The 5,166-nt window shown below is 50.1% G+C and carries 5 protein-coding genes and 1 pseudogene; 5 read left to right on the forward strand and 1 reads right to left on the reverse strand.

What is annotated here, in order from left to right; all coding sequences use genetic code 11:
- The 5 genes and pseudogenes from VJY99_RS14745 to VJY99_RS14765 form a co-directional block, all read left to right on the forward strand.
- Nucleotides 1-135, forward strand: a pseudogene (locus VJY99_RS14745) (sugar ABC transporter permease); the annotation flags it as partial.
- Nucleotides 128-1,030, forward strand: a complete 903-nt coding sequence (locus VJY99_RS14750) for a carbohydrate ABC transporter permease (protein WP_324119757.1) — start codon at nt 128-130, stop codon at nt 1,028-1,030. The pseudogene VJY99_RS14745 and the gene VJY99_RS14750, both read left to right, overlap by 8 nt.
- A 13-nt stretch (nt 1,031-1,043) precedes the next feature.
- Entirely contained in the window at nt 1,044-2,171 is a 1,128-nt protein-coding gene (locus VJY99_RS14755; RefSeq protein ID WP_324119759.1) for an ABC transporter ATP-binding protein, read from the forward strand.
- 15 nt (nt 2,172-2,186) lie between these two features.
- A complete protein-coding gene (locus VJY99_RS14760; protein WP_324119761.1) occupies nt 2,187-3,476 on the forward strand; it encodes an ABC transporter substrate-binding protein in 1,290 nt (429 codons plus the stop codon).
- A gap of 85 nt (nt 3,477-3,561) precedes the next feature.
- Complete coding sequence (locus VJY99_RS14765) at nt 3,562-4,698, forward strand: oligogalacturonate lyase family protein (RefSeq protein ID WP_324119763.1); 1,137 nt, start codon at nt 3,562-3,564, stop codon at nt 4,696-4,698.
- 83 nt (nt 4,699-4,781) lie between these two features.
- Here the strand turns inward: VJY99_RS14765 and VJY99_RS14770 are convergent.
- Nucleotides 4,782-5,166: SDR family oxidoreductase (locus VJY99_RS14770; protein WP_324119765.1), on the reverse strand; the 385-nt coding region annotated here is incomplete at its 5' end.

Raw genomic sequence — 5,166 nt, forward strand, 5'->3', positions numbered from 1 at the left:
TACTTTGATATGGGTTACGGCGCAGCGCTGGCCTGGATCCTGTTCCTGGTCGTCGCGGTCTTTGCCGCTATCGCCTTTAAATCTTCGAAATACTGGGTGTTCTACTCTGCCGATAAGGGAGGCAAAAATGGCTGATATTCAACAACTCTCCGAGGCGAGAAGCATCGCAGAACGTGAAGTGGCGCGCACGATGCGCCGTGAAAAAATCAACGCCGCTATTCGCTATGTGATCCTGCTGTTTGTGGGTCTGCTGATGCTCTATCCGCTGGTGTGGATGTTCTCGGCGTCGTTCAAACCGAACCACGAGATCTTCACTACCCTGGGGCTGTGGCCTGCACATGCCACCTGGGACGGCTTTATCAACGGCTGGAAAACCGGTACCGAGTACAACTTCGGTCATTACATGCTGAACACCTTCAAGTATGTGATCCCGAAAGTGATCCTGACCATTATCTCCTCCACCATCGTGGCGTACGGCTTTGCCCGCTTCGAGATCCCCTGGAAGAAATTCTGGTTCGCCACGCTCATCACCACCATGCTCCTGCCGAGCACCGTACTGCTGATCCCGCAGTACCTGATGTTCCGCGAAATGGGCATGCTGAACAGCTATATGCCGCTGTACCTGCCGCTGGCGTTCGCCACCCAAGGGTTCTTCGTCTTCATGCTGATTCAGTTCCTGCGCGGTGTTCCGCGTGACATGGAAGAGGCCGCACAGATCGACGGCTGCAACTCCCTGCAGGTGCTGTGGTATGTGGTGGTGCCGATTCTGAAACCGGCCATTATCTCCGTCGCATTGTTCCAGTTCATGTGGTCAATGAACGACTTTATCGGGCCGCTGATTTATGTGTACAGCGTAGACAAATACCCAATTGCACTGGCGCTCAAAATGTCTATCGACGTGACTGAAGGCGCTCCATGGAACGAAATTCTGGCAATGGCAAGCATCTCCATTCTGCCATCGATCGTCATCTTCTTCCTGGCTCAACGCTACTTCGTACAAGGCGTGACCAGCAGCGGAATTAAAGGTTAAGTGAGGGAATATCATGGCTGAAGTTATTTTCAACAAATTGCAAAAAGTTTACTCCAACGGCTTCCAGGCTGTTCATGGTATCGACCTGAAAATTGAAGATGGTGAGTTCATGGTTATCGTCGGCCCATCTGGCTGCGCGAAATCAACCACCTTGCGTATGCTCGCGGGCCTCGAAACTATCAGCGGCGGTGAAGTTCGCATTGGCGATCGCGTGGTCAACAACCTGGCGCCTAAATCTCGCGGTATTGCGATGGTGTTCCAGAACTACGCCTTGTATCCGCACATGACGGTGCGTGAGAACCTGGCGTTCGGCCTGAAACTGAGCAAACTGCCAAAAGATCAGATTGAATCTCAAGTTAATGAAGCAGCAAAAATTCTCGAACTCGATGAACTGATGGACAGGCTGCCGCGCCAGTTGTCTGGTGGCCAGGCACAGCGTGTGGCCGTAGGCCGTGCGATTGTGAAAAAACCTGATGTGTTCTTGTTTGACGAACCCCTGTCTAACCTTGATGCCAAACTGCGCGCCTCAATGCGTATTCGTATCTCTGACCTGCATAAGCAACTCAAGAAGAGCGGTAAGCCGGCAACCACCGTTTATGTCACCCACGATCAGACCGAAGCGATGACCATGGGCGACCGTATCTGTGTGATGAAACTGGGTCACATCATGCAGGTGGATACGCCAGATAATCTCTATCACTTCCCGAAAAACATGTTTGTTGCAGGCTTCATCGGTGCGCCAGAAATGAACATTCGCCCGAGCAAGCTGATTGAGAAAGATGGCCGTCTGCAGATTAGTTTGGGCAACGATACGCTGGCATTAAACGAGCGCCAGCAGACGCGTTGTGCTGAATACAAAAATCAGGACATCTTCTTCGGCATCCGTCCTGAATTTATTTCACTCTCTGATGAACCGTTCGCTGAGAGTCACTCCAGCGGCGAATTAGTACGTGTGGAGAACATGGGCCATGAGTTCTTCATCTACCTGAAAGTAGCTGATTTCGAAATGACCTGCCGCATCCCTTCCGATGAAGCTAAGCCAATGATTGAAAAAGGCCTTCACCGTAAGGTGTATTTCAAGTTTGACATGGAAAAATGTCATATTTTCGACGCAAAAACAGAACAGAACATCTCTCTCTGACCGGAGTCTATGATAATGAAGAAAGTGCTATTAAGTACCCTGATTGCCTCTACTTTAGGAATGGCTGCCAGCTCGGCGTTTGCGGCAGATGATGTTAATTTACGTATGTCCTGGTGGGGTGGCAACGGACGCCATCAGGTTACCTTGAAGGCGGTTGAAGAGTTCCAGAAACAACATCCAAACATTAAGGTTAGTTCCGAATACACCGGTTGGGATGGCCATCTGTCCCGTCTGACCACCCAGATTGCAGGTGGCACTGAGCCGGACGTCATGCAGACTAACTGGAACTGGCTACCCATTTTCTCTAAAAACGGCACGGGTTTCTACGATCTGAATACCGTGAAGGGCGAGCTGGATATAGCACAGTTTGATCCTAAAGAACTGCAGTCGACCACCGTCGATGGCAAGCTGAACGGGATCCCAATCTCCGTCACCGCGCGTGTGTTCTATTTCAACGACGAATCCTGGAAAAAAGCAGGCATTGCTTACCCGAAAACATGGGATGAGTTGATGGCCGCGGGTAAAGCGTTCGAATCCAAATTGGGCAAGCAGTACTACCCAGTGGTGTTAGAGCACCAGGATACCCTGTCTTTACTGCGTTCTTACATGGTGCAGAAATACAATATTCCAGAAATCGATGCCACCAAAAAGCAATTTGGTTACAGCAAAGAACAATGGGTTGAGTTCTTCGGCATGTACAAAAAACTCATCGACAGCCACGTAATGCCTGACACCAAATATTATGCCTCATTTGGTAAGAGCAACATGTACGAGATGAAGCCATGGATTGAAGGCGAGTGGGCGGGTACTTACATGTGGAACTCCACCATTAAAAAGTACTCCGACAACCTGAAGCCACCAGCAAAACTGGAGCTGGGTTCTTACCCAATGTTGCCAGGTGCAACAGATGCAGGTCTGTTCTTCAAACCAGCGCAAATGTTCTCTATCAGTAAAACAACTAAGAATCCGAAAGAAGCAGCAATGCTGATTAACTTCTTGCTGAACGAGAAAGCAGGTGTAGAAGCACTGGGCCTGGAGCGTGGCGTTCCGTTGAGCAAAGCCGCGGTCACCCAGTTAACTGCTGATGGCGTTATCAAAGATACCGATCCAGCGGTTGCGGGCCTGAAACTGGCACAATCTCTGCCAAACAAACTGCCAACTTCTCCATACTTCGACGATCCGCAAATTGTGTCTCTGTTCGGAACCTCTTTGCAGTACATCGATTATGGCCAGAAAACAGTAGAAGAAACGGCTGCTGAGTTTGAGCGCCAGGGTAACCGTATCCTGAAACGCGCAATGCGTTAATCAATCAGCCTAAGTTTTCAATTCTATACCCTGCCCCACTTCTGGTGTGGCAGGGTATTTTTTTAACCTGATCAGGAAATTCGTTATGGCTAAAGGTAAGAAAATCCCACTTTCCTTCCGCGCCCGACGCGACAAGGAAACCGGTACTGAAGTCTTGCGTTTGACTCCGCCGCATGTCATTTGCCACCGCAATTATTTCTATCAAAAGTGCTTTAGCAATGATGGGCAACGGCTGATTTTCGGCGGCGCGTTTGAAGGGCACTGGAATTACTATTCTCTGGATTTAGAAAAACAAATCGCCACTCAGCTGACTGAAGGCCCGGGTGATAATACCTTTGGCGGTTTTTTATCAGCTGACGACAAGTCGCTATGGTATGTGAAAAACACCCGTGAATTGCGCCGTGTCGATCTTGAATCACTTGAGGAATACGTGGTTTATGAAGTCGATGACGAATGGGTGGCTTACGGAACCTGGGTGGCGAATTCCGATTGCAGCCAACTGGTCGGTATTGAGATTAAAAAGAGCGACTGGTCACCGCTCACCGACTGGCAAAAGTTCCGCGATTTCTATTTCACCAATCCTGAATGTCGCCTGATTCGCATTGACCTGCACACTGGCGAGCAACAGGTTGTTTTGCAAGAAAAACGCTGGCTGGGTCATCCGATTTACCGGCCATTCGACGATGAAACTGTCGCGTTTTGCCACGAAGGCCCACGAGATGCCATTGATGCTCGTATGTGGTTGATTAATCAAGATGGCAGCAATCTGCGTAACGTGCGCCAGCATCAAAAAGGCGAGAGTTTCACCCATGAATTTTGGGTGCCGGATGGGTCTGCGCTCTATTACGTCGCGCACAAAGAAGGTGATGCCCACCGCTATTTATGGAGTGCTGACCCGCAAACGCTTGAAAATCACCTACTGCGAACCATTCCCCCATGTTCACATTTGATGAGCAATCATGACGGCTCATTAGTGGTCGGTGACGGTGCGCCGCACAAAACCGGGAATATCGATCTCAACGATCCGTTCATTTGGGTGTTTGATCTGAAGAAGGGAACTCAGAAAGCGGTTTGCCAACACAACACATCGTGGAAAGTTCTTGATGGCGACCGGCAGGTGACGCACCCGCATCCATCATTTAGCCCGGATAACCAGTGGGTACTTTACACCTCTGACGAGGAAGGCATGCCAGCGTTGTATTTGGCGAAGATCGAGAAATAAAAAAAACCTCCTGATTTCAGGAGGTTTCAGATGTTTCCGGAGATTGTAGGGTGAATACATCCCCCCTACACATCAATCTCGAATTAGCGCGCTAACCAACCGCCATCAACAGCAACGGTGTAACCGTTGATGTAATCAGAAGCGGTAGAAGCCAGGAACACAATTGGACCTTTCAGATCTTCTGGCAGACCCCAACGGCCAGCAGGGATACGCTCAAGAATCGCCGCGCTACGCTCTTCATCCGCACGCAGTTGCTGGGTGTTGTTAGTTGCCATATAGCCCGGTGCGATAGCGTTCACGTTGATACCGTGTTGAGCCCACTCGTTCGCCAGCAGACGGGTCACGCCCATAACTGCGCTTTTAGACGCGGTGTAAGACGGTACGCGGATGCCACCCTGGTAAGAAAGCATGGAAGCGATGTTGATGATCTTGCCGCCTTTGCCTTGTGCGATGAACTGGCGAGCAACA

This window comes from Buttiauxella sp. (assembly GCF_035271705.1).
Taxonomy (GTDB): Bacteria; Pseudomonadota; Gammaproteobacteria; order Enterobacterales; family Enterobacteriaceae; genus Buttiauxella.

Coding starts and splice junctions, on each gene's coding strand:
- VJY99_RS14750 (WP_324119757.1), top strand. CDS start 128: ATGGCTGATATTCAACAACTCTCCGAGGCGAGAAGCATCGCAGAACGT.
- VJY99_RS14755 (WP_324119759.1), top strand. CDS start 1,044: ATGGCTGAAGTTATTTTCAACAAATTGCAAAAAGTTTACTCCAACGGC.
- VJY99_RS14760 (WP_324119761.1), top strand. CDS start 2,187: ATGAAGAAAGTGCTATTAAGTACCCTGATTGCCTCTACTTTAGGAATG.
- VJY99_RS14765 (WP_324119763.1), top strand. CDS start 3,562: ATGGCTAAAGGTAAGAAAATCCCACTTTCCTTCCGCGCCCGACGCGAC.